The following is a 26602-nucleotide window of genomic DNA, read 5'->3' as shown; positions in this document are numbered from 1 at the left end:
ATTCAACGACGCCTTTACCGATGGCGCGACCCGGCTCCGGCGACCAGCACAGCGTTACTGGTGGTTTCCCAGCGAACCAAGGCCGAATTCGCGCGCCACATGCCTGTCACCTGCCGAGGTACGGACCCTCGGGCTACGACGCCATGCGCCTCCCGGAAGCCATCCCCCCGACAGCACCGACACCCGCCAGAGAACCACTCGCAAAACAAAACCGCTCGGCCGGTTTCACTATAGCCTCACCCGAGACCCACACAAGAGACCCCAACACACCCCCACAACCACCCGACCCCGAGCCTCGCACACCACCCCCAACCCCCGGAAGACACCCGCAGAACGGAATCAAAACCCCCGCTTATCCAGCGAAGATCCCCACCACACACCCACAGCGAACCAATGAATATGCACCCTGCACACCCCAACCGACCCCCGAGCCAACCCCCGGCCCGCCCCCGCGAAAATCCCCCTGCCCTTTTTTTGAAAAGAAAACCGGTAGGTTCGTATCTTTATGACCCTGCACGGTCCATCCCGGCACCTCCCACAGCGCCACGGAGACCCACATGACCCTGCTCACCGTCCACCAGGACAACCACCCCACCCCCGACACCACGGAAGCCAGTGCGGGAACCGACCCCGACACCGCGGCAGGAACAGCGACACACACCAGCACGGCAACAGACCCCGGCACACGGACCAGCACCAGCGCAAAAACACCCGTCGACCCCACCCGCATGCCCCGCCTCACCACCACCGTCCCCCGCGAATACGTCCACCGCTCCACCCTCGCCGAGGTCTTCCTCACCGGCTGCGAACAAACCGGCAACACCCACTACACCCTCACCGCCCAATGGCCCCGCGCCCACACCTTCTTCACCACCCCGACGGCACCCACCACCACCCTCCAAGCCGCAGAAACCATCCGCCAAACCGGCATCTACCTCGCCCACGCCGAACTCGGCATCCCCTCGGCCACCACTTCCTCATGCGCAACCTCCACCTCACCACCCACCCCCAACACCTCACCATCGGCCCCACCCCCACCGACCTCACCCTCACCGCCACCTACACCCCCACCACCCCCACACCAAACGCCCCACCGACTTCACCATGCACATCACCATCACCCGAAACGGCCACCCCACTGCCACCGGCACCGGCCGCTTCACCTGCCCTCACCCCCACCACCTACCAACGCCTCCGCCACCCCCACACCACCACACCAGACACCACCACAGCAGCCACCACCACCAGCACCAGCACCGTCCGCACCCAACACCAACCCCCCAACCCCCACCCACCCACTACGGACGCACCCTCCCCCCACGACATCGTCCCCACGCCCCACCCCCAAACCCCCACACCTGGCAACCCACCCCCAACCCCCACCACCCCCCATACTCTTTCGACCACACCACCGACCACATCCCCGGCATGGTCATCCTCGAAGCTGCCCACCCCTGCCACCGCCCACACCCACCCCCCCCCCACCCCCACCCCCACAACCCACCCCACCCACCCCACCACCCTCCACGCCACCTTCCACCACCACTACACCGAACACCACACCCCCACCTACATCACCACCCACACCACCACCAACGACAACAAACCAAACCCCCACCACCCACATCACCGCACACCAAAACAACACCACCGTCTTCACCGCACAACTCACCACCCACACCCCCACCCACACCGACACCGACACCGACACCGACACCGACACCACCCAAAAGAGCGTTTCATCCCGGTGAGGTCGTTTGGTTCGAGGTTCAGGTGTCGCGCCAGTTCGAGGTGAATTCGCGGGTGAGCCGTCGGCTTATGAGGGAATGACTTTGAATCCTTCGACGCCGAGGTCGCGTTGGACGACTTCCACGTCGAAGCCAAGGCGTGCGCCTTGGTCGATGGCTCTACGCGGGCACGTTCTCGGAGGTGTTCTCGCTCCGCGCGTCCAGCACGCAGGCGCTCTGCTCGCCGTCGCGGCCTTCGGCCGTCCGCTCCCGCACGGTGCAAAGTCATGTGGCCGGTATCGCCGGGAAGGGCCGGTACGCGCGACGTAGAGGATGACGTCGATTTCCAGGCTCACCGACTGGACCTCGCCGAGCCCGAGCACCGCAACCCACCCCTCGCAGCCGGGCTGGGACCGGGCTTTGCCGCGACCGGCCGTAATCAGCTTGACCTGGCCACGGGTCAACGCTGCACTGTGGCGGGACACCACGAGTCGTGGTGCCGGTACCCCAGGGAGGCAGCGGCAGCAATGGAGATTCGTCCCACGACCGACCAGGACCTCGACGTCTTCGTCGACACACTCCATGCCGCGTTCGGGCGCTTCCCTGAAACCCCGACCGAGGGCGGCGGGGTCTGGTGGTCGGCGCTCGAAATGGACCGCAACCTGCTCGCCCTGACGGCGGACGGGCGGCCCGTCGGCACCGCCGGTGCGTACTCCTTCGAGCTCACCCTGCCCGGTGAGATCCTCGTCCCGGCCGCCGGGGTGACCGCTGTCGGCGTCCTGCCCTCGCACCGACGCCAGGGCGTGCTCAGCGCGATGATGCGGCATCAGCTCACCGAGCTGCGAGCGCGCGGGGAGTTCCTCTCCGTACTGCTGGCCTCCGAGGCCCTGATCTACCGCAGGTTCGGCTACGGACCCGCGACCTACACACAGCGACTGACGGTGCCGCGCCACCAGGCCGCCCTCGCCCTCCCCCGGGCGCGCGGAACGGCCGAGGCCCCAGAGACCGGCTCGGTCGAGGTGCTGCGGCGTGCCGAGTGCGGCGAGATCCTGGAAGACGTCTACGACCGCTACCGCCGCGCACAGCCCGGCGCGCTGTCCCGGCCGCATCGCTGGTGGGCCTTGGGCGCGGGGCAGCCCCCGGTCGCTTCGGCGCCACGCTACGTCGCCGTCCACCGGGACGCCGACGGCGTCCCGGACGGGTACGCCAGCTACTCGATCGGCGATCCCAGCACCTTGACGGTGGACGAGACCATCGCCGCCGACGACGCCGTCTTCACGGCCCTGGCCCGGTTCGTGCTCGGACACGACCTGGTGACTCAGGTCGTGTTCAAGCACTTCCCGCCCGAACACCCGCTGCGCTGGCAGCTCGCGGACTTCCGCGCCGGCCAGGTGAGCCATGACACCGACTGGCTCTGGGTACGGCTGCTGGACATCCCGCGTGCGCTGACCGCGCGCGGCTGGTTCATGGACGGCGAGCTCGTCCTCGACGTCGACGACCCGTTCCTCGGCGAGCACAGCCGCTACCTGCTGACCGTCCGGGACAGCAAGGCCGACTGCGTCCCGACGGACCGGGAACCCGACCTGTCCCTGGACGTGAGCGACCTGGGCTCGATCTACCTCGGCGGCACCGCCCCGAGCACGCTCGTGCGCGCCGGACACATCCGGGCCCACCGCCCGGGCGCGGCCACCCTCGCTGACGCCCTCTTCCGCGCCGACCGCTCCCCGCACTCCCTGCACTGGTTCTGACCGCACGCTCGCCGACCCTGCACGAGTGATGAACAGTGGGAGCGGTTCGGTGAGTACCCGCGCGACCAACGGGGGGCTTTGACCGGACCGAATCCGACCGACCCACCGACCGCGGCAAGAAGGGATCGAAGATCCATCTGACCTGCGACCGCAACGGTCTGCCGATCCCGCTCGGCATCTCCGCCGCCAACGCTGATGGCTTCGAAGCGGCCAACACCGATGGCTTCGAAGCCGAGGCATCCACCCCCGGCTCGCACGCGGCGGGATCGACCCCCTCCGGCCGCCTGGGCTGCCACTGGGTGGGTAATCGAGCGAACCGTCTCCTTGCCGGCGAGCTGCCCGTCGCCTCCAACGACGCTACGAACGCAAAACGGAACACCTCCTCGGCCTCCTCGGCTTCCTCGGACTCATCCGCCACGCACACGCGCCGGCGCATTGGGAAGGAGATCAGCGGACCGCTGGCCTCTCGGATGCGAATCCTCCCAGGAGCAAACGCCCAGGGCTCCTCGCAGGAATCAAGCTGAAGGCTTCCGGACTCGGAGCCCGCTCTGCCACTTCCGTCGTGGCGGCGGCCAGTAGTCCGTCACGACTCGCCCTCGGCTGGAAGCTCGAGGTGCAGTTCGTAGCCCCCGTCGGCCGTTGGGCCGGAGGTGACGGTGCCTCCAAGGAGTGCGGCACGCTGCCCCAGGCCGACCAGACCGTGGTGCGCACTGGGCAGAGGGAGAGGTGGCCGGGTCGGTGCGGTGTTGGTGACCGTGGCGCGGATGGCGCCACCCTCGTTGCGGATGCGAACCGTCGCGCTGGTCCCGGGGGCGTGCTTACGTATGTTGGTCAGCGCTTCTTGGACGGTGCGGTAGATGGCGCGCTGAACGGTGGGCGGAAGGTCGTCGGACACGTCGGTCTGCAGCTCGACCTGGATGCCGCTGTTGTCGACCAACCGCTCAAGGTCGGCCAGGGACGGCTGCGGTGTCAGCTCCGTGGGGCGGCCCCCAGAGGCGCGCAGGACGCTGACCATGTGCCGCAGTTCGTCCAGGGTCTGCACGCTCAGCCGCCGGATAGTGGCGGCGGCCTCCTTCACTTCGGCGTCCCGGGCGCCGACCTGAAGGGCTCCGGCCCGCACCGCGATCAGGCTGACCTGGTGGGACACCACGTCATGCATCTCCCGGGCGAGCTGCGCACGTTCCCTGGCCAGCACGGCCTGGGCGGTCAGCAGCCGCTTGTGGTCACGCGCCTCGGAGATCTCGGCGAGCCGCTGTGACAGATCGCGCCGGGTCTGGACGAGTTGGCCCAGGAAGACAGGGGCGGCCGCCGTCGCCGCGGTGTAGCCCAGAGTGACGAGGGTCGAGGTGGCCACGAAGTTCAAGTGCAGTGACGGCCACGAGGTCATGTCGCAGATCGTGAATATCGTTACGCAGACGGCCAGCAGGGCGCGGTGTCGGGTGAATGAGGCCAGGGTGTACAGCGCGGCCAGCGCGGCGAAAACCGCGTCGGAGACCAGGACGGCGGGCAGCGTGAGCAGGAAGGTGAGCAGCGGCCGGCGACGGCGCAAGAGAAGGGAGAAGGCGGCAACCAGGGCGCACCCCAGGCGCAGCGGCTCGTCGATGTGGACTTTGACCCAGACATCGACCAGCGAGGCTCCGACGAGGACGGCGTCCAACAGCGGGGCGGGCGGGCGGCGAGGGGTCATCCCCCCTCCTGGTCCCGCGGCGGTTTGAGAAGGCAAGCCCCTTCGGCGGTCCGGGAGGCCTGGACGCGGCCGTCCACCTTGAATTCCGTGAGGATGGCGCTCACGTCGTCCTTGACCGTGCTCGTGCTCAGATGCATCCGTGTGGCGATGTCGCTGTTGGACAGTCCCTCGCCGATGAGGACGAGTACGGCGCGCTCGCGGTCGGTGAGTCGGACGAGGCTGCGGGCAGCGGGTTCCTGGGGGCCGGCGTTCGGACAGACGTCCACGCCCGTCCGGGTGACCTTGGACGACAGTACGGTGCCGCCGGCGGCCAGGGTCCGCACCAGGAACGGAAGCTGCTCGGGGTCGGTGTCCTTGAGCAGGAAGCCCGCGGCGCCCGAGCGAAGTGCCGTTGCGACGTGTTCATCCATGCCGATTGTCACGAGCATGGCTACCACCGGAGGGTGGGAAAGCCGACGGAGGCCGGCCAGGACGGTGAGGCCGTCGACGTCCGGCATCCGGATGTCCAGAAGCACGACGTCAGGACATATCTCCTGCGCCACCTGAACCGCCTGGCTGCCGGGAACCGCCGCAGCGACCTCGATGTCCTGTGCCGCGTCGAGGATGTGCTGAAAACCCTTGCGAATCAGGGCCTCGTCGTCGACCACCAATACTCGGATCACGGGTGCTCCACTCACCATGGGGCCACTGTCCGATTCGTACCATGTCGTGACACTCCCGGCTGGTTCACAGCATCGAATCCAGCCACTCGGCGGGGGCTGCCTCGGCCAGTCGGCGGGGGCGGTTCCGGACACCTGCCGGATGGTTGTGGCGCACACCGTCCAGGACCCTGGATCACATGTTGCACGCCGTATCAGAGGTCGCACCGTCCGGGGCGGCATCCGCTGTGGGGGCAGGTCCCGCCCCCTCCCTTACGGCGTCAAGTCCCGCCCCCTCCCTTACAGCGTCAACAGGACGGCTGATCGGACTCGACCTGGCCCGCGGCCTGGCGGTGTTCGGCATGTACGCGGCCCACGTGGGTCCCGACCCGTCGGTGGGCGGCCCGCTGGGCTGGGTGATGGAGGTGGCACGCGGCCGGTCCTCTGCTCTGTTCGCCCTGCTCGCCGGGTTCACCCTGGTCCTTCTCACTGGTCGGCCACAGCCACGGACGGGGCAGGCCGGGCGGCAGGCCATGGGCAGGGTACTGATCCGCTCCGCCGTCCTGGTCGCCCTGGGATACGCCCTGACCTGCCTGGACACCTCGGTCGACGTGATCCTCGCCGCTTACGGAACGGTCTTCCTCCTCGCCCTTCCGCTGTATCGGCTGCGGGCCGACACCCTGGCCGTCATCGCCGCGGCGACCGCGCTCGTACTGCCCCAGGTCCTGTATCCGCTTCGAGCCGCGGTCGAGGGTGGGAGCTGGGCCGACGCAGTCATCGCCCACGACCCGCTGGCCCGGATCACCGATTCGGACGGGTTCATTGAATTGTTCATCACCGGCGCGTACCCGGTGCTGACCTGGCTGCCCTTCGTCATCGCCGGAATGGCAGTGGGCCGGCTCGACCTCACCAGACCCGGCATGCGCTCCAAGGTTGCTCTCCTCGGCGGCACACTGGCTCTGCTCGGCTACGGCGGCTCCTGGCTGGCCCTGCACCTGGTCCCCGGCGCGCAGGCAGCCGTGAGCGCTACGGCGGACGGCGGGTCGGCCGCATCGGCCTGGTGGTCCGACGCCGTGGGCTACCCCACCACCCTTACCCCGGACTGGCTGTTGGTGGCCGCACCGCACAGCCAGACGACATGGTCGATCCTGGGCAACACCGGCGTCGCCCTCGTGATCATCGCCGCCTGTCTCTTCGCCACGGACCGGTCGGCCCGCCTGCGGCGGCTTGCCGCGCCCGTCATCGCGGTCGGCTCGGTCTCCCTGACCGCCTACGTCGGCCACATCATCGCCATCAAGACCCTGGGCATCGACGACCTGCCGACCTCCGCTGCCCTGCCGGCCCTGGCCTGCTTGGCCGCAGCCAGCATGCTGCTGGCCGTCGCCTGGACGCGGGCGTTCCGGCGAGGACCACTGGAGTACATGCTGCACGCCGCCACCGCACCCGCCCGCCTGCTCAACTAGCCGGCTGTGGTCCAAGCCCCTTCCAGGACACAAACTCCATCGCCGATTCCGCGGCGCCCACGGTTTCCGAAGGTCTCGAACCATCCGGCGTCACGCCGGGCCAGGAAAGAGGTAAGCCGATGTCGGTCCGCCTGACATTCATGTGCGCGACAGCCGGGGACACCAGCAGGAACGCAGTCTTCGGTGACGGTCTCCTCAGCGAGCACGGCCTGCACGAGGCACGCCTCGTCGGGGCCGCACTCCCCCCGTACTCGCTGGCCATCCGGGCACCGTCGACCCGTTGCGGGCAGATCGCCGACGCTCTCGGCCTGAACGCCACGCTCGAACCGGCACTGCGCGACTTCGACTACGGCACCTGGCGTGGGCGCACAGTCGGCGAGGTCACCGCGTACGACCCCTACGGGTACGGCGCCTGGCTTACAGACCCGGATGCCGCGCCACACGGAGGCGAGTCGGTACGCCAGCTCTGTCGCCGAACCGCCGGCTGGCTGAGCAGAGTGCCGCCTGGCACGGGCGACGCACTGGCCATCACCGAGCCGGCGATCATCCGGGCCGCGCTCGTCCACGCTCTGTCCGCACCGCCGACGGCCTTCTGGCACTTCGATGTGCCACCCCTGTCCGCGGTCTCCCTCACATTGCGCGGTGACCACTGGAACGTCCGGCCCGGGCCCGTCATCCCTGGAGGCGTCGGTACCAGTCGCACTGTTCCCGTGCCGTGTGTCGCTGCACGGAACCAGACGACACTCCTGTGGGACGAGACGGCGAACGACGAGCGGTACGACCTCGTCGCCTGGGTGTGACCCGCGAGCACGCTCATGTGCTGCCGCCGGATCGGCGGCAGCCGTGGGGGCCCTGGGAGCCCTCCATAAGGCGTGCGGCGGTTGCGAAGTCCCGCTTGTCGAGCGGACGCCGCAGTTCACCGAGATCGGTGCCGGAATCCGCACCGTGCCTTGGCCCCTGAGGTGCCCCCCCTCAGTTGCCCTGAACACCATGGTCCGAATTTCCCGACGCGCTCGACCGGTACGCGCGCCGGCGGCTCTCGATCGCCACGAGCGTGCGGGCCGGTTCCGCGCGGGCGAGCGAGGACCACCACCTGCCGATACGGTGCCGAGCGGCAGCCTCACGCAAGAGCTCGACCACCACCCGGACTTCGGGTGCGAAGCCACGAGCTCCGGGCACCGGTTGCCCGCTGGTCCGCGATCGCTGAGGGAGACCGCGAGGGAGCTTGCCGCCGGGGGGACGCTGAAGCACGGCCCGAAGTGACGTCGAGGAACTCGACTCCACCATAAAGGAGTTGGCCCGCAGCTCGTCGAGCGTACGGTTTCCTCACGAGTGAAAGACGGCGTGAAGGCACCACGCATGCCCCGCCATAAAATGGGCACGGCTTGCTGGCATGAGCGTCACGAATATGCCAGCTTTTATTCCCGGCCTGGAACTCTCCCGCCGCTTCTACACCGAAGCAGTACGCCCCCTGTTGGAGGAGGCCTCCCCCGCAATCCCTCACTCCGCAGCACGCCTGGGCAGCGGCTCCGAGGTGCTCGGCTTCGACACCCCACGCTCCGCCGACCACGAATGGGGCCCGCGTCTCCACCTCTTCCTCCGCCGCCAGGACGTCTCCCGGCACGCGGGACGCATCAGACACGTACTCGCCGAGCACCTCCCGAAGACCTTCCACGGCTACCCCACCCACTTCGCCCCCACCGGCGACCGCGACATCCGCGTCATGCGGGCCACTGACGGCCCCGTCCACCACCGCGTCGAAGTCACCCACCTCTCGGGATGGTTCACCGACGCACTCGGCTTCGACCCGACCTCCGGCATCACCCCGCGGGACTGGCTCGCCACCCCCACCCAGCTCCTCGCCGAAGTCACCGGCGGAGCCGTCTTCCACGACGGCCTCGGTGAACTCGCTCCCTTACGAACAACCCTCCGCTGGTACCCGCACGATCTCTGGCTCCATGTCCTGTCCTGCCAGTGGCAGCGCATATCCCAGGAGGAGGCCTTCGTCGGCCGCTGCGGCGAGGTCGGCGACGAGCTCGGATCCGCCGTGGTCGCCGCCCGCCTCGTGCGCGACCTGATGCGCCTGTGCCTCCTGATGGACCGCCGCTATCCGCCCTACAGCAAGTGGCTCGGCAGCGCGTTCGCTCGCACCCCCATGGGCCCTCGTCTCACCCCCGACCTCACCGCCGCCCTCGCCGCAACCGACTGGCGCGAGCGCGAGCAGCATCTGGCGCACGCCTACGAGACGGTCGCGGGCCTGCACAACCAACTGGGCCTGACCGACCGCGTCGACCCCGCCACTCGCCCCTACCACTCCCGCCCCTTCCAGGTCCTGCGCGCCGACCGTTTCTCCAAGGCCCTCACGGCCCGCATCACGGACCCGACGCTTCGCGATCTGCTGCCCGTGGGCTCCGTGGACCAGTTCCTCGACAGCACCGACGTCCTGAGCCGCCCGAAACTGACCCGCGCGGCAGGCCACGCCGTGCGCAAATCCAGGTCAGAGTGAACCTGCCCTGGGCTTCCGAGCCAGCGGCGTGCCACCGACCCGGGGAGTCGACGAGGAAGTTCTGGAGCATGATCCGGCCGGCGCTCAGACGGCCCAGCCGCGGCGTGCCGAAGAATTTCCCCGGACTTCGATGTGCTCGTGGGCACCGCGTCCATAGGGTGGAATCTCGTACTGTCGCTCTCGCCGCCTGCGCAAGGAGCGTCGAGCCCCGGACGATCGGCCGGCCGGGGGTCTGGTGTCCGTCTCCCGACTGTCGGTCCGACCATGACCAAACGAGTCGCTCCGCGGCTCGCAACGGTGGGAGTCCGGGCCGTTCGGCACCAAGGTGGAGCCGTTCGTCCTCGCCGCCGCTGTCCCCGAGGTCGACGACGCCTCGATGGCCGAGTCCACCGGGTGGGCCATCGACCACGTGAAAAGCTTCCGCAGCGGTCTGCCCGGCGCCCGCAACGCGACGATGATCCTGCCCGCCCTGGCCGGCGGCAGCGTCCAGCCGTGCGCGAGGAACTGGGCTGCCGAAGACGCACGGATCCTCGGGACGTCCCTGATCGCCCGATCCGTCACGGTGGAGACGTCGGCCTCGAGCTGAGGCGATCGTGAGGCCCAAGAATCAGACTGTCAGACCGACGGCGGTGGACCCCTCCGCCGTCCGTCTCTCCATCGACCGTACGAGTGCTCTTCGCCGGTCGCCGGTGAGACGCCGCAGAAGGGTCCCCTTCCCGTTCCGCCCCAGGCACCTCGTCGCATCCGCGAGATCTGCTCACCTGATGTGCGACGTGGTCCTGCTGACCCATTGGGGCAGCGTGAGCTGCATGGTCAGGCTCGCTCGGTGTGGCCTGTGGTGACGGGGCGACGAGTGGCCGCGATCGGGCCGGGTACCCGCGTGCGTCCGCGTACTTCGGCCTTTGCCACAGGCCAGAGCGTCGCGCAGAAGAGACAGATGTGCGGGCACGGCTGCGAGGCGGTCGTACTCGCCCCGGCATGTGTGGCAGGTCGCCAGGTGAGCCCGGACCGCGCCCGTCTCATCGGGGGCGAGGGCCTTGCGTTCGCTTCCGGCCAGAAGCTCACGGATCGTGCGGCATTCCTTGCGGGCCGTCTTCTCGTCGGACTTCGTCAGGCACTGGGTTGCGGTCATGGTGAAACCTCCGTTCAGGGTTTCACCTTGGCCCACGAGCGGCCCTCAGCGCGTCGTCCCCACGCAGCGACTTCCGGCTACCACGGCTGCAGTACGCGGTACGTCGGTCTGCGGCTGGGGCAGAAGGCGGACACACCGAGCCGGCGACTATGCGGGTTGCTGGGATTGATCTGGTTCCGTGGCCGGACTGACGAGCCCGCACTGGTAGGCGATGACGACGAGCTGGGCCCGGTCACGAGCCGCCAGCTTGGTCATGGCCCGGTTGATGTGGGTCTTGGCGGTCAGCGGGCTGACGAACAGGCGCTCGGCGATCTCGTCGTTGGACAGGCCCAGTGCCGCGAGGCTCGTGACGTCGCGTTCCCGCGGCGTCAAGCTCTCCAGCCGCTCGTGTACGGCGGCCGGGCATGGGTCCGGCTGGGCCAGAAACCGAGTGATCAATGCTCGCGTCGCTGACGGGGACAGCAGCGCCTCGCCGTCTGCGACCGTGCGGACGGCGTCGAGGAGTTCCTCGGGTCGCGCGCCCTTGCCGAGAAAGCCGCTCGCACCCGCACGCAGTGCGTCGGCGACGTGCTCGTCGTCTTCGAAGGTGGTCAGGATGAGCACCTTCACACTTGCGAGATCCTCGGACTCGGTGATGAGCCGTGTCGCCTCGAGGCCGTCCATCTCCGGCATGCGGATGTCCATCAGCACCACGTCCGGGCGCTGTGAGCCCGCCAGCTCGACCGCCTCACGGCCATTGGACGCCTCAGCGACGGTCTCCATGTCATCCGTGGCGTCGAACAGCATGCGGAAGGTGCCCCGCAGCAGGGCCTGGTCATCGGCAAGCAGTACGCGAATCGTCATGCTCATGTCTCCGATTCCCTGCCGGACCGGGGCGTAGCGGGAGTTCCGCGGTCACAGTGAAACCGCCTTCTGGGCGCGGTCCCGCATACAGCGTGCCCCCTATCGTGGTAGCCCGCTCACGCATCCCGATCAGCCCGTGACCGGCCCCCGGGTGAGCATGGTGCGCTCCGGCGCACCCGTCGTCCTCGACGGTGATCGTCAGCCGTTCACCGCGGTAATGCAGGAACAGTCGGGCATGGTCGGCACCGGCGTGCTTGCGCACATTGGTCAAGGACTCCTGCACGATGCGGTACGCGGCCAGGTCGACCGCCGGTTCCAGGGGTTCGGTGATGCCCAGCCACGTGTGGCTCACGGCCAGCCCGGCGCGTTCGAACGACGCCAGCAGTGCTGGCACTTGCGCAAGGCCCGGCATCGGGTCGCGGAGCGCCACCGGCTCGTCGGACTGCCGCAGCAGGCCTACGGTCACCCGTAATTCGTCCAGCGCGGAGCGGCTGGTGTCCCGGATGTTCTCCAGAGCCCTCAGGATTTGTTCCGGGCGCTGGTCCACCAGGTGGACGGCGACGCCTGCCTGAGCGTTGATCAAGGCGATGTGGTGCGCGACGATGTCGTGCAGTTCGCGTGCGATCCGAACGCGTTCGGCGGCCACTCGCTGTTGTGCTTCTTGCTCGCGGGTGCGCTCGGCGTGCTCCGCTCTCTCCTCCACGGCCGCCACGTAGGCGCGCCGTGAGCGGAGCCCATCCCCGACGGCGGCCGGTAGGGCCGTCCAGGCCACCATCGCGGCCTTGTCCGGGTCCAGCCACGAATTCGAGGTCCACACCGCGTCGGCGCCCACCAGGACGGCAGCCGAGACAGCTGCCGCGGTCCAGGCGGTACGCCGGTCGGTCCGCAGGGCCACGTTGTAGATGGACGCCAGAACCGGGCTTGTCACCAGCGGGCTCTCCCGAAAGCCGAGCATCTGAAAGATCACCCCGCAGCCGATGGTGACGGCCAGTACTCCGAACGGGTGACGGCGCCGCCAGAGCAACGCGGAGCAGCCGACGGCAGCCAGCACCACGGCGGGCCAGCGCAGCACGAACTCGTGCTCGTGCGGGTCGACCGAGGCAGCCACCACCGACAGCACGCACAGCACAGCCACGCCCAAGACGTCGAGCGTGCGGCTCGGGGCTCGCCCTCGCCGCCTCCAACCGTTGAGCACCGTCATGACATCACCGTAGGGTCGGTGGCCGGATCGGGCATCGTTTCACCACGGCCCGATGCGGAGTGACGTACTCACGAGTCACAGCCCGTAACGGGCACCGGCGGGAAAGGGGCCAACACCTTCGCTCCGGTGGCCAGGTCACCGACCCCTGCGATGTAGGTGCGCGTGCGGCCGCCACGGTCTTTGACGCTCGCCAGCGCAGGGGGCACGCCGTCGGTGTGCACCAGCGCGTTCGGGCCCCTTTGGACAGTGTGCTGCCTGGCAGCGGAAGACGCCGCGGGCGGGGCCAGGGCGCCCATCGTCGTGACGCCGACGGCCACCGCGACCGCGGCCGGCGCGGCTCTGCGCCGACCACTCCGTCACCCGGACGAACGAAACCTCTGCCATGCCTGCTCACACACGTGCCAACTCCCATGGAATCATTGGGTAACCACCGGCTTACGGCCCCAACATCTCGGAAGCGACCGCGTGGGACGATCGTGATACCCGCCCACCTCTGGGTAGGGCTAACCCCCGGCCGCTTGGTTGGCGGGGGACGTCCTGCACGCGCGGAGATCACGTACCCGTCCTCGCCCAGCGCGGTGCCGTCGAAATTACGGGTGTACGGGTCCAGCACCCACGCGGCCTTGGGCCGGAAGCGGGTCGCGTACGAAGATCCAGGACTGGTACTACCAGGACCTGAGCGCGTCCTGCTTGAGCCGGCGCCGCATGGTGGAAGGGGAGTTCGACCCCGGCCGATATGTCTGGCGGCCGGCTGGGAGCGGATTCGAGGTCAGGGCAGGGTGAGGATACGGGGGCCGTCCTCGGTGATGGCGATGGTGTGTTCGATGTGGGCGGCTCGGCTGCCGTCTATGGTGCGCAGGGTCCATCCGTCGGGGTCGGTGTGGTAGTCATTGCGTCCTCCGGCCATGAGCATGGGTTCGATGGCGAGGGCGAGGCCGTGGCGCAGGGGGAAGCCGCGGCCGGGTCGTCCGTGGTTGGGAACGTGGGGGTCTTCGTGCATCTGGCGGCCGATGCCGTGGCCGCCGAAGTCGGCCGGCATGCCGCAGTCGGCCTTGCGGGCGACGGTGCTGATGGCGTGGGAGATGTCGCCGATCCGGTGCCCGACGGTGGCGGCGGCGATGCCGGCGTCCAGGGCCTGCTGGGTGGCGGCGATGAGTTCGAGGTCGGCGGGGCGAGGAGTACCGACGGTGAAGCTGATCGCGGCGTCGCCGGTCCAGCCGTCGAGTTCGGCTCCGCAGTCGATGCTGACCAGGTCGCCGTCGCGCAGGCGGTAGTCGTCGGGGATGCCGTGCGAGACGGCGTCGTTGACGGAAGCGCAGATCACGGCGGGGAAGGGGGTTGGGGCGAAGGAGGGCTGGTAGCCCAGGAACGGAGAACGTGCTCCGGCCTTGGTGAGAACGGCGCGGGCGGCTTCGTCGAGCTCGCGCAGGCGAACTCGCACAGCTGCCGCCGCACGGGCGGCTGCGAGTGCATGGGCCACGACGCGTCCGGCTTCTCGCATCGCCTCCAGTGCCGTGTCGGTCTTGATCTCCACCATGTGCCGTGACTCCCTGCCATGCGATGCTGCCCAATACTTATACCGGTATTAGTATCACGGGTATGGTGAGAGTTCCTTTGAGTCCGCAAGAGCGGCAACGCGGAGAGCGCTTCGGGATCCTGCTCCGCCGGGCCCGCGGTGACCGCAGCATGGTCGACGTGGCAGCAGCCGCCGGAGTGTCCGCCGAAACGCTCCGCAAGATCGAGACCGGCCGGGCCCCGACCCCGGCCTTCTTCACCGTGGCAGCCCTGGCCCACGCCCTGCACCTGTCCCTGGACGACCTGGCCGCCGCCTGCGCGGAAGGCGCCGAAGGCGGCGAGCAGCCCATGTCGGCGTGACCGTCAGGCGCGCCATCCGGCTGAGGATCCGATGTTCCTGACGCAGCACGACGGCTGTGGCGGGTTGGACGGCCCGGCTGTGCCGCTTCCCGCTGAAGCGGCGCAGCGCGGCAGCGACAGGCCCGCACGTGTAGGCCAAATGGGTGACGCGTGTCGCCGAAGAAGGCCGACGACACCTGCACACCCGCCCGGGGCGACCTCGTCGTAGAAGTCGTGGCGGGCAGCACTCGGAGTGCGGTCGTCAGCGTGGCTCAGCGGCGCCCGGTCCACCCCTCGACGGGGCGACACAGCGACCACTGTGCCGGATTGGGCTGGCTGACACCTGCGGGCAGCACGGACAGCCTGGACGCGGGCAGACAGGCGTCTTCCGCCACGATCCTGGGCGGAGCCGCGCGGTCCGCGTCACCACACCACTAGGCGTCGCGTCACTTCCGCCGCCACGGCATCTCCGGCAGACGCTGAGCGGGATGGCCTCGATGGCTCGCGCGGCGAGCTGCTGTGCAGACGCGGGCCAAAGGCGGCAGCCGGTTAGCCCACCTGGCGGGGTGTGGCTGTGCCGATCAGCGTTCCACGAGGTCGACTGTGCTTCCATCGCGCCAGGAGGCACATGACATGGCTGACAAGCGACAGCAGGACACCCACGCTCGGCTCCCCCCGTCCCGGCGCCGTGTGCCGGCCCCGGCCGCCCCTGCGCCCGTACTCACCGGTGTGCCTGCCAGGGCCCGCGCCCTGCCCGCCGGACCGGAGGACCGCTCCCCGGCCGAGCCGGTAATGACCAAGCCGGCGGACTGGGCGGGCGTGGGCAACGCTCTCGGCCCGACCGGTGATCTGAGGCGGTTCACGTACCACTCGGGCTTGCCGCGCCGGGCTCTCACGGCCTTCTCTCGCGGCATCCGGATCAACCGCGCGCTCGTTCTGGGCACGCGCGTGTCCTACGTCCGTCACTCACACCACAGCACGCTTTTGCTGGGCGCCGCCGTGGTCACCGAGCGCGAACTGCAGATTTTCAGATGTTTGCCGCGAGACCGTCGCCGACGGCCCTGCGATCCTGCCCCCGAGACCGGTCGCCACCACCTCCGTCAGCTTCCAGCCGCACGGCGGCGGAAAGGCCGCCCTCCGCGGTGACCTGGTAGTGATCGCCAAGGAAGTCCAACCCGTCCTCGTGGCCCTGCCGCGCGGTGGCGTCAATCTCGTCGAGGCGCGCCACCACAACCTCACCGACGATCCACACCTGTTCTTCGTCCACTACTGGGCTGTCGGCGATGCCGTCAGCCTCGCCAAGGCCATTCGCCGGGCCGTGGACACCACCAACGTCGTACGCATGCCCGGAGGAGCCGCCTGATGACCGCGGACAACGAGACAAACATCTGCCCGTTCGACTTCAGCGAAGCCCTGGAGTTCGACCCTGAGCTCGCGGACCTGATGGACCGCGATTCCCCCACTCGCATCCGGCTTCCCTACGGTGATGCGGACGCCTGGCTGATCACCGGATTCGATGCCGTCAAGCAGGTGACCACCGATCACCGGCTCAGCCGGGCGGCCATCATCGGCCACGACTACCCCCGGCTGACCCCGGAGCCCATCGTCTCGCCCGAATCGATCAACGTGATGGACCCGCCGCACAGCAGCCGAGTCCGCCAGCTGGCCTCGCAGGCCTTCACCCAGCAGCAGGTCGACGGAATGCGGAGCCGGATCATCTGGCTCGCGGACGTCCTGCTGGACAGGATGGAGGAGGACGGCTCGCCGGCGGACCTGGTTCAGTACCTCTCCGACCCGCTTCCCCAGCACACCATCCTGGACCTCCTCGGCGTCGAACAGGAGGACTGGCCCCAGATGCAGGAGTCCGTGCGCCAGTTGCTCGTCGTCGGCGCGGGCAACAAGGAGGCCGCGGCGAGCGCCAAGGCCGATCTGACGGACTACTTCGCCAAACTCGTCGAGCAGCGCCGGAGCTCACCCGGCAAGGACCTCATCAGCGCGATGGCCGCAGCGCGAGACGGCGAGGATCAGCTTGACGACAGGGAACTGGCGGTCATGGCGCTGACGCTGACACTCAGCGGCCAGGACACGGCGACGTGCCAGATCAGCGACATCGCCTACTTGCTCCTGACGCGTCCCGAGCTGATGGAACACCTCAGGCGTCGGCCGGAGTCCCTGACTGACGTCCTGCAGGAGATGCTCCGCCACATCCCGTTCCGCAAGGGGGTCGGTATCCCCCGGGTGGCCCTTGAGGACGTGGAGCTGGACGGCGTACAAATCCGGGCGGGCGAATTCGTCCACGTGTCGTACCTGACGGCCAACCGGGACCCGAAGCGCTTCCCGGACTCGCACGTCCTCGACCCCGACCGGCCCTACCAGCCGCACATGACGTTCGGCTGGGGCGGTCACCGATGCATCGCGGTGCCCTTGGCCATGGCGGAGATGGAAGTGGCGATCGGGCGCCTCTTGAAGCGCTTCCCCGGGCTGCGGCTTGCGGTGCCACCGGAGGAAGTGCGGTGGGACACGGAGACGATCCGGCGCTTCCCGCTGGAGCTGCCGGTGGCTTGGTAGGAACGCCGGAATCGCGCCGGACCTGATGGGCTAGTGCATCGGCTCGCTCGGTCGATGCGAGCCCTTCAGGTGGGGGCACGGTGTACGGCGTGACCGGCAGGGACGCACCGTAGTCGCAGCAGCATCCTCGTCCACCCCTCGTACGAGCCCCGGCGCCGGGCCCAACGGTGGGTGGACGAGTAGTTGGGCGAGGAGTCCGGGCGGCCGCTGACGCTCGTTCAAAGTGCCCTGTCCAAGTGGGTCGCCCCGTACGGCAATTCGCGGAACGTGCGGGGCCCCATGATGCGCGATGGCTTCCTGTCCAGAGGACCCGCGCCGCATCACCGTGACACAAGACTCAGAGCAGCGACTGAAGCAACCGACCGGCAGATACGGTGCGGTCCGGCCGGCGCTGCACTCGCTGCTCTCCGTACCGAAACGACCTGAACGGCCTGTGGCGCCGCCCGTCGTGGGGCCTGGACGACGTCGGCGCAGCCTTCGCCTTCTTCGACGATGCCATGACCGGATGGGTTCACCGGTTGCCTCCCGATCGCTTCAAAGAGTCGCCGGATACGCTCCTTCAGTCCTTGGTCAGTCCTTGGTCGAGGGAGTTGCCGAGTGGTCCGGTCAAGTGGCCCCGTTCTGCGCACCCAGAGGCTTGTGATGGAGCCGATCCGCCGCGGGGACAGCGACGATCTCTTTGAGGCCGTGGTCGGTCAGGACAGCGTCATGCGATGGCTGGCGACCGGCCGGGCGGACAGTCGGTCTGCGGCCAGGGCCATGTGCGACGACCACGTCGCCCACTGGACCAGACACGGCTACGGCGACTTTGCGGTCAGGGATGCCGCAACGGACGCGTTTCTCGGCCGGGTGGGACTGCGTAATCGGGCCGAGTACGGAGTTGACCTCGGTTTCGCCGTGCACCCACGGGCCCAAGGTCGCGGGATTGCCGGGGAGGCGGGCCGTGCGTGCCTGGACCTGGCGTTTCGCCGCCTTTCGCTCCCTGCCGTCTTCGCCTTCGTCCTGCCCGGCAACACGGCCTCGATCTCGGTACTGCGCCGCCTGGGTGCCCAGGCGGACGGGACCGTCCAGTCCAGCGGACTGCATTGTCTGCGCTACCGGTTTGACCCCGCCGGCACGGCCACCTCGGAATATGTGGTGGACGACGGTGGTGCGGACCTTCGATTGATCCATGTGCTGGGTCCCGGTTCTCCGGGTGATGGAGCCGCACTCCGCGCTGGCCTGTCCGACCCTTTCGGGGTGAACGGGCTCGCTCTGGTGTGGGACGACAAGCAGCACACCTTCATCGCTGTCTCCGAAGGCCGGCCGGTGACTTCCGCGGGATGGCTGCTGCGGAACATGGCCTTCGACGGATCTCCGCGCCGGGCCGCGGGATTGGGCGATGTGCTGGTGCACCCCGCTCATCGAAGCCAGGGCATCGCCCGGACGGTGATCAGCGTGGCGGTCGAACACGCACGAGCGGCCGGCGCCGAGACGATGATCCTGCTCTGCCGCCCGGACCTGGTCCCGCTCTACACACAGCTGGGATGGAGCCGACTCTCCGTACCCGTCACCTTCCAGCAGCCCGACGGCGCTCGGACCTCGCCACTGACCACCATGATCTACGACCTGGCCGACCTACCTCATCCGACCATCAGCGTGGACTTGCGAGGCCTGCCCTTCTGATGCGCTGGGCAGGATTCGCACGGTCAAGCAGTTCGCCAACTCCCAGAAATGACAAACGCACCTCGCCACGGCCGGTGACCGCCCGAGCGCCTTCGCCGCGAGCCGTCGCCAAATGGATGGCATCGATCGTCCGGATGAGGACACCTCGGATCAGGGTTTCGCATGCCTCTGGTTCGGCGTCATCGAGAGCGTTGGCGAAGTCCGCAGCGGTGTCGTTGTCGAAAGGGCCGGTTCCCCAGCCCAGGTGCCCATCTCGATCTCGTTGCACAGCTTCGCCGGGATCCTCGCACCAGGCACCGACAAAGCGACTGCGGGGCGAGCAGAACTCGTTCGCGTAGCGTTTCCCACTGACGTTCGGCTGCTTGCTGACGAAGCCCTCGCCCGCATAGCCGGTAACGAGGCGGGATCGGTCTCAAATTGGGGCGACCAGGAGGACTCGAAGCAATGGCGGGCGATGCTCGGCCGCCTTCGCGCAGTACTCGCCCCGCCGCCACCTTCCTTCGCTCTCTTCGACGTCCAGCCTTGACGGAGCGTCACTCGGCACAGAAGTCGAGCCAGCACCCGGCCGCCGGCGCTGCTGTCGGGCAGGGGGCGGGAGCGGCACTACTTGGCTTGGCACCGCAAGGGTCGGGCCGTCGGGTTGTGTCACCGGTGGAGGTGCCGGGGTGGCGTCGATGGTGGGCCTGCTTGAGGCGCGGGAGCTGGCCGCGCGGGAGCCCGTGGAGAGGCTGACTGGGAGGGCTGGGTGATCGCCCGGCAGCGGGTCGGCGGGGTGCTTGCCGTGCCGTCGGTCCAAGAGACGGCATCGGCCGTTGCTGTTCCGGCTGCGGACGAGTCGGCCGAGCCCCGGGCGGGGTCGGTGCCGCCCCGGCATGCGGTGGCGTCCCCGGTGAAGGCGGCCCGTGTAGGTTCAATCGCTCCGGTGTAGCGGCCCGGTCTCGAGGCGGGGGAGCTGGCGGTGGGGTACCAGCGGATTCTCCAGGTGCTGACGGAGCGGCGGCCAGCCGGCGCGGGCGGGGCGATGGCCTGTCAGGAGATCGCGGCGGCACTCGGACTGGAGGAGACTGCGGCGAAGGTTGAGCGTGCGGTGCGTTCGCGGGCCAAGCGGCTGGCAGACAGGGGCGGGTCGGCGAGCTCACGCCGGGCAGGTTCACGCTCGCGGCCGGGCCAGCCGCCGGCTCATGAGCATGGTCATCGACCACGGCACCATCGCCTCGTGGACCTCGGGCAGGGTCTCGTAGTCGCGCACCAGCCGCCGCGAGCGCATCAGCCAGCTCAGCGTCCTCTCCACGATCCAACGTGTCTCAGAACCACGAACCCTGACGCATCGTCACTGCGTTTGACGATCTCAAGGGTGAGCTGCAGCTTCTCGGCGGCCCAGACCACCAGGCGGCCCGCGTAGCCGCCGTCGGCCCGCACCAGCTGGATCTTCCGGAAACAGGCACGGAGCCGTGCCGGCACAGGCCCTGCCGCATCCCGGTCCTGCACGCTCGCCGCAGTGACCATCACGACCAGCAGCAGTCCCAGGGAGTCCACCATGACGTGCCGCTTGCGCCCGCCCACCTCCTTCCCGCCGTCCCATCCGGACGTGGAGCGCGGGATGGTCGGCGCGGCCCGCAGTGACCGCGTGTCGATGGCTGCGGAGAGGGCGGCTCCGGATCCCCGGCCGGCGTCCTCACGGACCAAGCCGCGCAGCCGGTCGTGCAGGTCGGCGAGCAGAGCCGCCACCCGTCGGCGGCGGAAGAAGGCGTAGCCCTCGGGTTGCCCGCCGCGGCCCTTCAACCAGGGCGGGACCGGCACCGCGTCGCGTAAGCCTGACCACTCCACGTCCGTCATGTTGAAGGACTTCAGCAATCCCGAACTGAGCCGGAGGCCCCGCCTTCATACGCATCCCAGCCGCACACCACCGGAACGAGCTGTCCTCTGGAACCGATCCGCACCGTGATCCGTACGGCAGCGGCGTCTGAAAGATCGACCTGGAACGGGATGGAGGGCGTCAGTCGCTGATCACGGGGCTGCGGTGGATCCACTCGCTGCCGTGGACCGCCTTGTGCATGAATGCTGCCACGTCGGCACGACTGATCGTCGGGTTGCCCTTCATCGGCAGTCTGTCACCCATGCTGTATGTGCCCTTGGCGGGGTCATTGGTCAGCCGGGTCGGGAGGACGATGGTCCAGTCCAGCCCGCTGGAGCGGATACTCTCGTCGGCGGTCGCCTTGTTCGCATAGATGTTCCGCAGGAGCGTGCGGTAGATCATCTTCTGCGGGATGCTCGACCAGGCGAGGGTGTGGCCCACGCCGAACGACGACAGCCAGACCAGGCGGGAGACATCCGTTTCCTTGGCCGCGGCGACAAGGGCCGTGGAGGAGCGCGTGAAGAGGTCGTCGGCGCGTATCGAAGTCAAGGAGTTGCCTGCACCGAGGGCGGAGATGACTGCGTCATGACCAGGCAGGGTGGCGGAGAGATCCTGGAGTGATGTGGCGTCTCCGGTGGCGAGCGTGACCCGGTCGGCCAGATCAGCCAGTGCCGCCGGGTTGCGGACGAATGCCGTGACCGAGTCGCCGGACCGTAGGGCCGCGTCGACAACATGGCGACCGGTGAGCCCGGTCGCTCCAAGGACGAGCAGCTTCATAGCAGAGGGACCTTTCGTGCTGCGTGATCGGCACGCTGGGCGCCGTGATGGTCAGGCAAGGTCGGCGAGGTCCTCGTCCGAGAGCACGACCGATTCGGTGGCCATGTTCTCCTCCAGATGACGGACCGAGCCGGTGCCGGGGATGGCGAGAGTGACCGGCGAGGAGGCCAGCAGCCAGGCCAGTCCGATCTGGGCGACCGAGGCCCTGTGCCGGGCGGCGACCTTGGCCAGGCGGTCGTCGTCGAGCTCACGTCCGCCGCCGAGAGGGAAGAAGGGCGCGAAGGCGATGCCCGCCTCCTCGCAGGCTGCCAGCATCTCCACGTCGGCGCGGTGCGCGGCGTGGTACTGGTTCTGGACAGCCGTGACCGGGGCGATGGCGCGGGCCTCGTCGAGGTGTCCTGTGTCGACGTTGCTCAGCCCGAGGTGCCGGATGAGGCCCTCTTCGCGCAGTTCGGCGAGCGCCTCGAAACGGGCGGCGATGGACTCGCCGTGCGGGGGCTCCATGTGTCCCACGCGCAGGTACACCAGGTCGAGACGCTCCATGCCGAGACCGGTGAGGTTCTCTTCCACCAGGGCACGCATGTCGCTGGGCGCGCCGGCGGAATAGCCGTCGGGCCTGATGAGCGGGCCGACCTTGGTCGCGATGACCAGGCCGTCCGGGTAGGGGTGAAGGGCCTCGCGGATGAGCGTGTTGGCGTGAGCCGTATGGTCGCCGCTGCGGTAGAAGTCGGCGGTGTCGATGTGGTTGACGCCGAGTTCAAGGGCACGGCGGAGCACCGCGCGGCCGGTTTCGAGGTCGCGGGGCTTGCCGCCCATGCCGCTCTGGGACGGCAGGCGCATCGCACCGAACCCCAGACGGTTGATGGTGAGGTCGCCGCCGAGGCGGAATTCGCTGGTCATGTAACCCCTTCGATTCCATACAGGGGGATGGTTTCGGACGGCCGAGCCGCCGGCGCGGCCACCGGCGCATCAGGTGATCCGCATGCTCGCGGTTGGAGCCTGACAACGTGCGCCGCCGCAATGGCAGAGGTCGCCCCTCATTCACATAAGATGCACGTGTGCACTCTACGTGGAGAGAGTGCCTCGGTCAATTAGATGCAGCAGTGGATCGTATGGAGGGATCGTGACCGACCGGCAGACCCGTCGCCGCGGAGCAGCACTCGAAAGTGCGCTGCTCACGGCCGCGTGGGACGAGTTGATGGACAACGGCTACGAAAGGCTGACCATGGAAGCGGTGGCCGAACGCGCCCAGACCAGCCGCCCCGTGATCGCCCGGCGCTGGGGAAGCCGCCAGGAGCTGTTCACCGCGGCCGTCCTGCACTGGATCGACCACAACAGGCCGCCCGTCCCTGACACTGGCACGCTGCGGGGAGACCTCCTGGCCTCCCTGGCGAGCAAGTCCGACAGGCGAGCGGAGATCAGGGCCGTCTTCGGGGCGCGATTCGGCGGGCCGGCCGAGGAGAACCAGGACCTCGCGCAGCAGTTGCGACAGCGGATCTACCAGGCCCTGGGCACCGAGGAGATCTGGGACCGCGCCGCCGCACGGGGAGAAGTCGACCCGGCCGCCCTCACGCCGCGCATCCGGGACCTGCCGCTCGATCTCGTCAGCCTCGAACTCACGCAGACCCATGAGGCGCTGCCCCTCAGCGTGATCGAGGAGATCCTGGACACCATCGTCCTACCTCTCGTCGCCCCACGCGACTGAGGCGTCGTTGTCGTACCGAACTTCATCAGCGTGTTTTCGCGAACGAGCTGTCCACCTCGAACCGATGCTCACCGTCATCGGTACGACAACGGCGCTGTGGAGAAGACGTTCCGTCGGCACCCTGCATGTCTGCGCCCACCTGCCCCCACGGACGCCGGACCGCCCCCGGCTGCTCCGGTACCTCCTCTCATTGACCGTGTGCGTCAACGCCACAGAGACGTCAACGAATTGGCCGCCAAGGGGGCTGTCCCTCCGCGCCGCCAGCTGCCGCCTGCAATCGGACCGCAAGACGGTACGGCGCTGTCGACACAGCGACCTCCGCCGGAGCGGACGCCCTCTGGGCGCGCGACGGCGGTGAGGCTGCCTCAGGATGAGCTGACCGGAACCTCACCCGTTTTGTCCGCGACGCCAATTCCCAGGAGCGCGCTCTTGGTTGTGCCGAGGTAGACGAGGCTTGACGAGTCGAAGACCCAGGCGTAGCCCTTCGGGGCGCCGTCGAACGTGAGGCCGATACCTTCCCGTCCCGCGGCGTCCTTGATGTGGTCCACAACGCGCACACCCGGGAGCTTGGCGGTGGCACGGTAGAGCGCGGCACTGAGGTCGGGCAGCAGGGTGGCGTCGTCGAGTATCGCTCCGAGATTCTCGACGACCACTCCCGTGACGCGGCTCGCTTCCACATTCTTGGCGTCACCGGAGAGCTTCTTCAGCAGCGCGTCGGGATCGGTGGGCAGAGCCTGAAGCTGCCTGAAGGTCAGATATCCGGTGCCGACCATGTCCATGACCATCTTCTTGGAAGGGTCGGTGAGCGCGACGGCCTTCCTCAAACCGTCCCGCTTGCCTTTCACCGAATCCCATTGCTCTTGCCGGACGGTCCCCTTGTACTCCTCCACCTTGAAGGCCCCCTTGCGCTTCGCGAGCTCTTCGGGACTGCTGAAATCGACGCCCAACTCAACTGCTGATCCTTGGGACTTGGTGTAGATGAACTGGTCGTCGCGTACCTTGATCGTCGGGCGGTCGGTCGCCGCCAGGGCGATCCGGTCCAGCAGCTGCGTGGCCTTCCGGTGGTCGTCGGCCGTGACACCTGCGGCAGCTGTGTCGCGCTTGCCGTCCTGTGCACTGTCGACCGCAACCACGCCCAGGCCCACGACGGTGGCCAGTGCCAGTGGCGCCGCGACGAGAACCAGACGCCGGCCGGGGCTCCGACGAGCGGGGATCACAGGTGAGGCGTTCGGTGAGGTGGTCGTCGCACCCGACTGCTCACGGGTGGTCTCGTGGGTGATGTGCTCCATCAGGTGTTCCCTCAGTACGCGGTGGCGGTCCTGCGCGAGCACCGGACGGCCCGGCGCGGGCAGCAACTCGGCCAGATCCTGGTAGTCGACCGGCTGATCACGTCGTCGCGGGTTGGTGTTCATCGCTTCTTCTCCTGCGTGGACCGAGCCGCCTGATGGCGGCTACCCAGTGACTGTCCGACCGCGGCCGGGCGTTGCACTCCGCTCTGCCCGAGGCCGCCTTCCGTGCCGCGGCTGCCTCTCCTACCGTTCATCCTGTCGGTGCCGTCCGTGCTGTCCGTGCTGTCCGTGCTGTCCGTGCGGCTTGTACGGCCCACGCCGCCCGCGCCGCCGTCGAGTTCGAGCTCGGTGAGCTTGCGCAGGCGCTTTCTCGCGCGTGAGAGCCGGGCCCGTACGGTGCCGACGGCCACGCCCAGGGCCTCGGCCGCCGTGGCGGCGTCCAGGCCCTCCCACACGCAGAGCGTGAACACCTCGCGCTCCCCGCGGCGCATCTTGCTCAACGCCTTCTGCGCGGCGGCCAGTTCCTCGGTGTCGGCCAGGCGTTGCGTCACCTCGTCGGCGAAGTCCGGCACAGGGTCGGGGGGTGGGACTCTGGTGAGCGCGGCCTGGTGTCTTCGCGCCGCCCGCGCGGTGTTGCGCGTGACGTTCGTGGCGATCCCCAGCAGCCACGGGCGCAGGCTGTCGGCACCCGGAAACACCCGCTCACGCAGCCGCCACGCCTCCAGGAAAGTCAGCGACACGATGTCATCGGCCATCACCCAGTTGCCGGTCATCCGGACGGCATGCCGGTGGACCACCGCAGCGTGCTCGTCGAAGAGCTGCCTGAACGCATCCGGATCCCCGGCCCGCACGCGGGCCCGCAGTGAAATCTCCACACTCCTCCCTGTCCTCTGCGCGGACCACGCTGCGGTGATCCGCGTCACACCAGGGCCGGACCAACCCTGCACAGCACATCACCGGACCGCTGCAACCATTCCGGCTTCTCGGACCATTCGCCACCAACGCTGCGAACCTGTGTGGTGTGTGGTCACGGCATCAGACAGACGTCTCGGCTCACCGGAGATGCCTGGCCAGGAAATCGGTGGCGGCTCGTGTGGTGAGCCGTTAACTTCCGCCTGAGCGTGGTGAGGTACGAGACGCGACGGCGAAGGGAACCAATGCATGGAGACCGAAGGCGTGCGGACCGACCGTTTGGGCTTGCTGCTCAGCCAGTTCGACCAGGCCAGGGAGATGGCCCAGGTGCGGCTGACGGGGCTCGGCGACGAGGAGTACCTGTGGGAGCCGACGCCTGATTGCTGGTCGATCCGGCGTCGGGGCGAGGCGGCGACGCCCAGAGCGTTCGGGCCGGGCGAGTGGGTGCTCGACTTGGGCAAGGCGGACATCCCGGCGAGCGAGTACGCCGAGGTCGCCCGGCAGGCCGCCGGCGGCATGACCGTCGCCAAGATCGCCGACGACTGGAGTGTGAGCGTCGAGCGGGTCGAGCAGATCCTCGCCCACATCGGTACGCCGGAGCCCGACACGACGCCGATCACGACCATCGCGTGGCGGCTGGGGCACCTGCACTTCCACTTCGCGGGGGGATGGGAGTGGACCTTCGGTGAACGTCGGCAGGAGCCGAAAACGCTGGTCGACTTCACTCCCTCCGCCGCCGTGGCACTCGAGCGGTTCTGGGCGCTGATCGACCGCTGGCGCGACGACGTCGCCGCCCTCACCGACGAGCAACTCGACATGGTCGGCTTCTCGCAGTACCCATACGCCTCCGACCCCGACGACCCATACATTGCCGTGCTGTCGGGGACCAACCTCGAATTCATCCATCACATGGCCGAGATCGCGTTGCTCCGCGACCTGTGGCGGGCCCGCGTCACCACTCCCGGGTAGGCCCGGACGCGCCGCGAGGGTGTTCAATGGCCTTTCCGGCCCACGCGACGGCTTGCGGTTCGT

General features: G+C 68.7%; 26 protein-coding genes and 4 pseudogenes. 16 read left to right on the top strand and 14 right to left on the bottom strand.

What is annotated here, in order from left to right; all coding sequences use genetic code 11:
• The first annotated feature begins 557 nt into the window (after positions 1-557).
• The 4 genes and pseudogenes from FNV62_RS58260 to FNV62_RS58255 form a co-directional block, all read left to right on the top strand.
• The gene (locus tag FNV62_RS58260; RefSeq protein ID WP_144316256.1) at positions 558-1751 is read left to right on the top strand and encodes an AfsA-related hotdog domain-containing protein; all 1194 of its coding nucleotides are present in this window, start codon (positions 558-560) and stop codon (positions 1749-1751) included.
• A 503-nt stretch (positions 1752-2254) separates the two neighbouring features.
• Complete coding sequence (locus FNV62_RS50250) at positions 2255-3475, top strand: GNAT family N-acetyltransferase (RefSeq protein WP_143630052.1); 1221 nt, start codon at positions 2255-2257, stop codon at positions 3473-3475.
• Between the two features lie 101 nt (positions 3476-3576).
• A pseudogene (locus FNV62_RS56465) lies at positions 3577-3666 on the top strand (IS5/IS1182 family transposase); the annotation flags it as partial.
• A gap of 23 nt (positions 3667-3689) precedes the next feature.
• A pseudogene (locus FNV62_RS58255) lies at positions 3690-3860 on the top strand (IS5/IS1182 family transposase); the annotation flags it as partial.
• 198 nt (positions 3861-4058) lie between these two features.
• On the opposite strand, the gene FNV62_RS50245 reads toward FNV62_RS58255, so the two are convergent.
• On the bottom strand, positions 4059-5162 hold the full coding sequence (locus FNV62_RS50245; RefSeq protein ID WP_143630050.1) for a sensor histidine kinase: 1104 nt from the start codon (positions 5160-5162) through the stop codon (positions 4059-4061).
• Positions 5159-5824 carry a response regulator gene (locus FNV62_RS50240; RefSeq protein ID WP_054234914.1) on the bottom strand — a complete coding sequence of 222 codons (666 nt, stop codon included), beginning with the start codon at positions 5822-5824 and terminating at the stop codon, positions 5159-5161. Before FNV62_RS50240 ends, FNV62_RS50245 begins: the two co-directional genes overlap by 4 nt.
• Before the next feature lie 176 nt (positions 5825-6000).
• Here FNV62_RS50240 and FNV62_RS50235 point away from each other — a divergent pair, with 176 nt between their 5' ends.
• The 4 genes from FNV62_RS50235 (at position 6001) to FNV62_RS50220 (ending at position 10355) form a co-directional block, all read left to right on the top strand.
• Positions 6001-7263, top strand: a complete 1263-nt coding sequence (locus FNV62_RS50235) for a DUF418 domain-containing protein (protein WP_097288302.1) — start codon at positions 6001-6003, stop codon at positions 7261-7263.
• 119 nt (positions 7264-7382) lie between these two features.
• Complete coding sequence (locus tag FNV62_RS50230) at positions 7383-8063, top strand: histidine phosphatase family protein (RefSeq protein WP_097288301.1); 681 nt, start codon at positions 7383-7385, stop codon at positions 8061-8063.
• Positions 8064-8656: 593 nt separating this feature from the next.
• Positions 8657-9769 (top strand): DUF4037 domain-containing protein, encoded by a 1113-nt coding sequence (locus tag FNV62_RS50225; protein ID WP_225900693.1) that lies wholly within the window; start codon positions 8657-8659, stop codon positions 9767-9769.
• A 325-nt stretch (positions 9770-10094) separates the two neighbouring features.
• Positions 10095-10355 (top strand): hypothetical protein, encoded by a 261-nt coding sequence (locus FNV62_RS50220; protein ID WP_097288299.1) that lies wholly within the window; start codon positions 10095-10097, stop codon positions 10353-10355.
• A gap of 171 nt (positions 10356-10526) precedes the next feature.
• Here FNV62_RS50220 and FNV62_RS58250 read toward each other — a convergent pair whose 3' ends face one another.
• The 5 genes and pseudogenes from FNV62_RS58250 to map form a co-directional block, all read right to left on the bottom strand.
• Positions 10527-10901, bottom strand: coding sequence for a zf-HC2 domain-containing protein (locus tag FNV62_RS58250; RefSeq protein WP_143604615.1), 375 nt, complete (start codon positions 10899-10901; stop codon positions 10527-10529).
• Positions 10902-11048: 147 nt separating this feature from the next.
• A complete protein-coding gene (locus FNV62_RS50210; protein ID WP_060896883.1) occupies positions 11049-11744 on the bottom strand; it encodes a response regulator transcription factor in 696 nt (231 codons plus the stop codon).
• The gene (locus tag FNV62_RS50205; RefSeq protein ID WP_143630048.1) at positions 11716-12945 is read right to left on the bottom strand and encodes a sensor histidine kinase; all 1230 of its coding nucleotides are present in this window, start codon (positions 12943-12945) and stop codon (positions 11716-11718) included. The genes FNV62_RS50210 and FNV62_RS50205 overlap by 29 nt, the downstream gene beginning before the upstream one ends.
• A gap of 113 nt (positions 12946-13058) precedes the next feature.
• Positions 13059-13241: pseudogene (locus FNV62_RS56460) on the bottom strand (serine hydrolase); the annotation flags it as partial.
• 473 nt (positions 13242-13714) lie between these two features.
• A complete protein-coding gene (gene map / locus FNV62_RS50200) occupies positions 13715-14482 on the bottom strand; it encodes a type I methionyl aminopeptidase (RefSeq protein WP_060896907.1) in 768 nt (255 codons plus the stop codon).
• Between the two features lie 62 nt (positions 14483-14544).
• On the opposite strand from map, the gene FNV62_RS50195 reads away from it, so the two are divergent.
• From FNV62_RS50195 to FNV62_RS50180, 5 genes are all read left to right on the top strand, one after another.
• Positions 14545-14820, top strand: coding sequence for a helix-turn-helix domain-containing protein (locus tag FNV62_RS50195; protein WP_054234905.1), 276 nt, complete (start codon positions 14545-14547; stop codon positions 14818-14820).
• A 612-nt stretch (positions 14821-15432) separates the two neighbouring features.
• Positions 15433-15945 (top strand): DUF1259 domain-containing protein, encoded by a 513-nt coding sequence (locus FNV62_RS56455; protein ID WP_313905097.1) that lies wholly within the window; start codon positions 15433-15435, stop codon positions 15943-15945.
• Positions 15946-15952: 7 nt separating this feature from the next.
• Positions 15953-16162, top strand: a complete 210-nt coding sequence (locus FNV62_RS56450; protein WP_060896910.1) for a DUF1259 domain-containing protein — start codon at positions 15953-15955, stop codon at positions 16160-16162.
• Positions 16162-17367 carry a cytochrome P450 gene (locus tag FNV62_RS50185; protein WP_097288296.1) on the top strand — a complete coding sequence of 402 codons (1206 nt, stop codon included), beginning with the start codon at positions 16162-16164 and terminating at the stop codon, positions 17365-17367. Before FNV62_RS56450 ends, FNV62_RS50185 begins: the two co-directional genes overlap by 1 nt.
• Positions 17368-18009: 642 nt before the next feature.
• Complete coding sequence (locus FNV62_RS50180; RefSeq protein WP_143630046.1) at positions 18010-19032, top strand: GNAT family N-acetyltransferase; 1023 nt, start codon at positions 18010-18012, stop codon at positions 19030-19032.
• On the opposite strand, the pseudogene FNV62_RS50175 reads toward FNV62_RS50180, so the two are convergent.
• A pseudogene (locus FNV62_RS50175) lies at positions 19001-19213 on the bottom strand (hypothetical protein); the annotation flags it as partial. The gene FNV62_RS50180 and the pseudogene FNV62_RS50175 overlap by 32 nt on opposite strands.
• Between FNV62_RS50175 and FNV62_RS56445 the strand changes: the two are divergent.
• Entirely contained in the window at positions 19145-19558 is a 414-nt protein-coding gene (locus FNV62_RS56445; protein ID WP_225900691.1) for a hypothetical protein, read from the top strand. The pseudogene FNV62_RS50175 and the gene FNV62_RS56445 sit on opposite strands and share 69 nt — an antisense overlap.
• Before the next feature lie 624 nt (positions 19559-20182).
• On the opposite strand, the gene FNV62_RS56440 is transcribed toward FNV62_RS56445, so the two are convergent.
• The 4 genes from FNV62_RS56440 to FNV62_RS50155 all read right to left on the bottom strand — a co-directional run bounded on the left by FNV62_RS56440 (position 20183) and on the right by FNV62_RS50155 (position 22564).
• Positions 20183-20323 carry a hypothetical protein gene (locus FNV62_RS56440; RefSeq protein ID WP_225900690.1) on the bottom strand — a complete coding sequence of 47 codons (141 nt, stop codon included), beginning with the start codon at positions 20321-20323 and terminating at the stop codon, positions 20183-20185.
• Complete coding sequence (locus tag FNV62_RS50165; protein WP_225900689.1) at positions 20308-20868, bottom strand: transposase; 561 nt, start codon at positions 20866-20868, stop codon at positions 20308-20310. Before FNV62_RS50165 ends, FNV62_RS56440 begins: the two co-directional genes overlap by 16 nt.
• A 160-nt stretch (positions 20869-21028) precedes the next feature.
• Complete coding sequence (locus FNV62_RS50160; RefSeq protein ID WP_143604611.1) at positions 21029-21664, bottom strand: NAD(P)-dependent oxidoreductase; 636 nt, start codon at positions 21662-21664, stop codon at positions 21029-21031.
• 51 nt (positions 21665-21715) lie between these two features.
• Entirely contained in the window at positions 21716-22564 is an 849-nt protein-coding gene (locus FNV62_RS50155; RefSeq protein ID WP_143630045.1) for an oxidoreductase, read from the bottom strand.
• Positions 22565-22787: 223 nt separating this feature from the next.
• Between FNV62_RS50155 and FNV62_RS50150 the strand changes: the two genes are divergently transcribed.
• The gene (locus tag FNV62_RS50150) at positions 22788-23369 is read left to right on the top strand and encodes a TetR/AcrR family transcriptional regulator (RefSeq protein ID WP_060896915.1); all 582 of its coding nucleotides are present in this window, start codon (positions 22788-22790) and stop codon (positions 23367-23369) included.
• A gap of 365 nt (positions 23370-23734) precedes the next feature.
• Here the strand turns inward: FNV62_RS50150 and FNV62_RS50145 are convergent, their stop codons facing one another.
• Both FNV62_RS50145 and FNV62_RS50140 read right to left on the bottom strand, forming a co-directional pair.
• Positions 23735-24781, bottom strand: a complete 1047-nt coding sequence (locus FNV62_RS50145) for a CU044_5270 family protein (protein ID WP_143630043.1) — start codon at positions 24779-24781, stop codon at positions 23735-23737.
• Positions 24778-25533: an RNA polymerase sigma factor gene (locus FNV62_RS50140; RefSeq protein ID WP_143630041.1), complete on the bottom strand. Its 756-nt coding sequence runs from the start codon at positions 25531-25533 to the stop codon at positions 24778-24780. Before FNV62_RS50140 ends, FNV62_RS50145 begins: the two co-directional genes overlap by 4 nt.
• A gap of 286 nt (positions 25534-25819) precedes the next feature.
• On the opposite strand from FNV62_RS50140, the gene FNV62_RS50135 reads away from it, so the two are divergent.
• Positions 25820-26539 carry a DinB family protein gene (locus tag FNV62_RS50135; RefSeq protein WP_143630039.1) on the top strand — a complete coding sequence of 240 codons (720 nt, stop codon included), beginning with the start codon at positions 25820-25822 and terminating at the stop codon, positions 26537-26539.
• The last annotated feature ends 63 nt before the right edge of the window (positions 26540-26602 follow it).

Source organism: Streptomyces sp. RLB3-17 (assembly GCF_007113425.2).
Classification (GTDB): Bacteria; Actinomycetota; Actinomycetes; order Streptomycetales; family Streptomycetaceae; genus Streptomyces; species Streptomyces mirabilis_D.
This window is presented reverse-complemented; position numbering and strand designations above follow the sequence as displayed.

What these genes read in the sequence shown, in the direction of transcription:
- FNV62_RS50250 (WP_143630052.1), top strand. Translation starts at nt 2,255, where the DNA reads ATGGAGATTCGTCCCACGACCGACCAGGACCTCGACGTCTTCGTCGAC.
- FNV62_RS56445 (WP_225900691.1), top strand. Translation starts at nt 19,145, where the DNA reads ATGGATGGCATCGATCGTCCGGATGAGGACACCTCGGATCAGGGTTTC.
- FNV62_RS50135 (WP_143630039.1), top strand. Translation starts at nt 25,820, where the DNA reads ATGGAGACCGAAGGCGTGCGGACCGACCGTTTGGGCTTGCTGCTCAGC.
- map (WP_060896907.1), bottom strand. Translation starts at nt 14,482, where the DNA reads ATGGTGGAGATCAAGACCGACACGGCACTGGAGGCGATGCGAGAAGCC.
- FNV62_RS56455 (WP_313905097.1), top strand. Translation starts at nt 15,433, where the DNA reads ATGGCTGACAAGCGACAGCAGGACACCCACGCTCGGCTCCCCCCGTCC.
- FNV62_RS50165 (WP_225900689.1), bottom strand. Translation starts at nt 20,868, where the DNA reads ATGACGGACGTGGAGTGGTCAGGCTTACGCGACGCGGTGCCGGTCCCG.
- FNV62_RS50195 (WP_054234905.1), top strand. Translation starts at nt 14,545, where the DNA reads ATGGTGAGAGTTCCTTTGAGTCCGCAAGAGCGGCAACGCGGAGAGCGC.
- FNV62_RS58260 (WP_144316256.1), top strand. Translation starts at nt 558, where the DNA reads ATGACCCTGCTCACCGTCCACCAGGACAACCACCCCACCCCCGACACC.
- FNV62_RS50155 (WP_143630045.1), bottom strand. Translation starts at nt 22,564, where the DNA reads ATGACCAGCGAATTCCGCCTCGGCGGCGACCTCACCATCAACCGTCTG.
- FNV62_RS50160 (WP_143604611.1), bottom strand. Translation starts at nt 21,664, where the DNA reads ATGAAGCTGCTCGTCCTTGGAGCGACCGGGCTCACCGGTCGCCATGTT.
- FNV62_RS50225 (WP_225900693.1), top strand. Translation starts at nt 8,657, where the DNA reads ATGAGCGTCACGAATATGCCAGCTTTTATTCCCGGCCTGGAACTCTCC.
- FNV62_RS50235 (WP_097288302.1), top strand. Translation starts at nt 6,001, where the DNA reads ATGTTGCACGCCGTATCAGAGGTCGCACCGTCCGGGGCGGCATCCGCT.
- FNV62_RS50230 (WP_097288301.1), top strand. Translation starts at nt 7,383, where the DNA reads ATGTCGGTCCGCCTGACATTCATGTGCGCGACAGCCGGGGACACCAGC.
- FNV62_RS50205 (WP_143630048.1), bottom strand. Translation starts at nt 12,945, where the DNA reads ATGACGGTGCTCAACGGTTGGAGGCGGCGAGGGCGAGCCCCGAGCCGC.
- FNV62_RS50185 (WP_097288296.1), top strand. Translation starts at nt 16,162, where the DNA reads ATGACCGCGGACAACGAGACAAACATCTGCCCGTTCGACTTCAGCGAA.
- FNV62_RS50180 (WP_143630046.1), top strand. Translation starts at nt 18,010, where the DNA reads ATGGAGCCGATCCGCCGCGGGGACAGCGACGATCTCTTTGAGGCCGTG.
- FNV62_RS50210 (WP_060896883.1), bottom strand. Translation starts at nt 11,744, where the DNA reads ATGACGATTCGCGTACTGCTTGCCGATGACCAGGCCCTGCTGCGGGGC.
- FNV62_RS50145 (WP_143630043.1), bottom strand. Translation starts at nt 24,781, where the DNA reads ATGAACACCAACCCGCGACGACGTGATCAGCCGGTCGACTACCAGGAT.
- FNV62_RS50245 (WP_143630050.1), bottom strand. Translation starts at nt 5,162, where the DNA reads ATGACCCCTCGCCGCCCGCCCGCCCCGCTGTTGGACGCCGTCCTCGTC.
- FNV62_RS58250 (WP_143604615.1), bottom strand. Translation starts at nt 10,901, where the DNA reads ATGACCGCAACCCAGTGCCTGACGAAGTCCGACGAGAAGACGGCCCGC.